Below are 2,589 nucleotides of genomic sequence, written 5' to 3'. Positions count from 1 at the left end.
TTCCTGCTGTGGTTCTCGACAGCTTCCTCGATGCCGACGCGGGCGTCGGCGAGCCGCTGGATGTCACTGTCGAACGAACGCGACACGACGTGACGGGCGGCTTCCATGCGTCCGGCGAAGTCGCTGGCGCGGGCTTCGAGCATAGAGGAGGTCGAAGTGACGATGTCGGCCATGTCGGCGCCGATCTGGGTCTTGCCCTGATCGATCATCGCCGACAGCGTGTCCTTGCTCTCGGCGAAGGTGTGCGCGATTTCGCGGGCGCGCTCGACCAGCGTTTCATTGATCTGGCGGGCGCGGGCCTCGAGTGCCGCATTGAGCTTCTGCGTTCCGGTGTCGAGCGCCTCGGCGCGGGTCTGGAACTCGCTGATCAGCGCCTGGCCGCGTTCGGCGAGCGTGCGCTCGATGCCGTTGAGGCTGGCCTCGAATTCGGAATTGAGGGTGCGCGCGGCGCCGCCTAGCAGCGACACCATGCCGGTGGTGCGATCGTCGAGCAGATCGGTCAACGACCGCGTCAGTCCGTCCGTGGTGTCCGTCAGCTTGGCAATGCGGGTGTCGAGAAGGCTGGCGAAGGCCTCGCCCGAGGTCGACAGACGGTCGGTGATCGAATCGAGCCGGCCTTCGACGGAATCGAAGATCGACATCGAGCTTTCGTTGATGCGGTCGATCAGCGTGTCGCCGGAATTGGTGATCGTCATCGACAATTTGGTCGATGCATTGAGGATCGAGTCGCGAATGATGTCGGAAGCCGCGCCGATCTCGTCCTTCAGCGTCTCATGCGCGCCGGTAATCGAGGCGCGGACGCGCTCGGCATGGGTGACGACGGCTTCGCGCTCGCTGCCGAGGCCGTCGACCAGCGAACGGATGCGGGATTCATTCTCGGAATAGGAGCGTTCGATCTGGTTGACTTCGCTGTGGACAAGCGTTTCCAGTTCGACGGCGCGGGCAAGCGTGCGTTCGATGCCTTCGCCCATCGCCGCGACCTCGCGACGAACGGCCTGGCCGATCATCATGACGCGATCCTGGGCAAGGTTTTCCGGCTCGGTCAGGCGGAAGGCCACTTCGGTCATCGACTGTGCGGCGATGCGCATTTCCTGGGCGCGGCGAATCATGGCGGCGAAGGCCCAGAACAGGATGACGGGCACGATGGCCGCGACGGCGAGGCCGATCAGTTCCGGACGGGCAAGGAACTGGTCGAGCGTGCGGATTCTCCAGATGCTCGGTCCGAAAAGCAGATTGGCCAAACCACCGGCACCGGCGAACCAGGCGAGCGAAACGAAGGCGACGACCCAGTAAATGGTGTTCGAGGCACGCCTGTTGAGGCTGTGCAGGAGCGTCTTGTAATCCTTCTGGCGATCGTCATTGGCCGGCGCGAAACCTGCGGGCTGGGCGCCATTGCGCGGTTCCACGGGGCGCAATTCGGCAGGTTTGGCCTTGGGCGCGGGTTTCGCGGCCTGGTTTTGGTTGACCACCGGCTCCGGGTTCTGTTCCGGCTTATGATTGCGTCCCTCGCGCGCCAGCTCGTCGGCCGCCTGGGATATCTGCGCTTCAAGATCCTCCATCGAAGCCGCGATATCGAGGTCGCCGCTGCCGATCTCATTGCTGAGGTCGAGATCGAGCGCCTTTTCCAGTTCCCTGGCCACTTCGCTGTCGAGAGTTCTCGTCGTCGGTTTCTTTGCCATGCCTTCGCTACCCTGTACTAGCTGCCGCGGGCTTATAATTCTGTTTGTCTTGCCCCGCGCAGGAGGCTGAAAATGGACCCCTCGTATCGTAATGACACAGGGGGGTAAAGAAAACATGCATTCCGCGGGATACGTAAAACTTTAAATATAAGGTTAACGGAACTGTGATTTGGACGCCGCTTTGGCAACATTTTTCCGGGCCATTCATTAACCCGTTGTCCATTGGATTCGCCTAGGTTTTTGGGCGAGTCGAAGAAACGGAGTTCGAGTTCATGCGTGGCGAAAGCGGCATCGCCTTCTCAATGCCCGGGGGAGATGTATCCGGACCAAGACGGTCACGGCCGGTCGATTTGGCACACCTTGCCCGCCAGACAATGGGTGACCGCAGCCTTGAGCAAGAGGTTCTGGCGCTATTTGTACAGCAGGCGCTGTCCGTGCGTGACAGAATAGTCGACGCCGATATCAAGGACCGGCTTCTGCTCGCCCATGGATTAAAGGGTTCGGCACGGGGCGTGGGCGCCTTTGCCATCGCCGATTGCGCCACCGAGATCGAGCACCGGCCGGAAGACGGCCAGACGCTCAAGCGGCTTGGTACGCTGATCGACGAAGTGCGCGATTTCATCGCCGCCATCAACCGCTGAATCCGCGCCGAATCCGATTTGCGGAAAAACGTCATCGGGCGGCGCTTTCATGCGGCAGTTGACTTGTCAGCCGGAGTGATTATCTCGGCTGCAACTCCCTTCAGGTGACAAATGACCAAGCTGACTTTCATTGCCCATGACGGCACGCATTTCGACATGGACGCCGAGAACGGCTCTACGGTCATGGAGAACGCGATCCGCAACGCCGTGCCCGGGATCGAAGCCGAATGCGGCGGTGCCTGCGCCTGTGCCACCTGTCACGTCTATGT

2 protein-coding genes and 1 pseudogene are annotated in these 2,589 nt (G+C 61.4%); 2 read left to right on the top strand and 1 reads right to left on the bottom strand.

Annotated features, from left to right (window positions below):
- Positions 1-1,679 (bottom strand): annotated as a pseudogene (locus ENZ75_RS28055) (kinesin); the annotation flags it as partial.
- Positions 1,680-1,951: 272 nt separating this feature from the next.
- On the opposite strand from ENZ75_RS28055, the gene ENZ75_RS28050 reads away from it, so the two are divergent.
- Positions 1,952-2,320: an Hpt domain-containing protein gene (locus tag ENZ75_RS28050; protein ID WP_023813039.1), complete on the top strand. Its 369-nt coding sequence runs from the start codon at positions 1,952-1,954 to the stop codon at positions 2,318-2,320.
- A gap of 111 nt (positions 2,321-2,431) precedes the next feature.
- On the top strand, positions 2,432-2,589 hold a 158-nt coding region (locus tag ENZ75_RS28045), incomplete at its 3' end, for a 2Fe-2S iron-sulfur cluster-binding protein (RefSeq protein ID WP_164763667.1).

This window comes from Mesorhizobium sp. M7A.F.Ca.CA.002.04.1.1 (assembly GCF_004022805.1).
Classification (GTDB): domain Bacteria; phylum Pseudomonadota; class Alphaproteobacteria; order Rhizobiales; family Rhizobiaceae; genus Mesorhizobium; species Mesorhizobium ciceri.
This window is presented reverse-complemented; position numbering and strand designations above follow the sequence as displayed.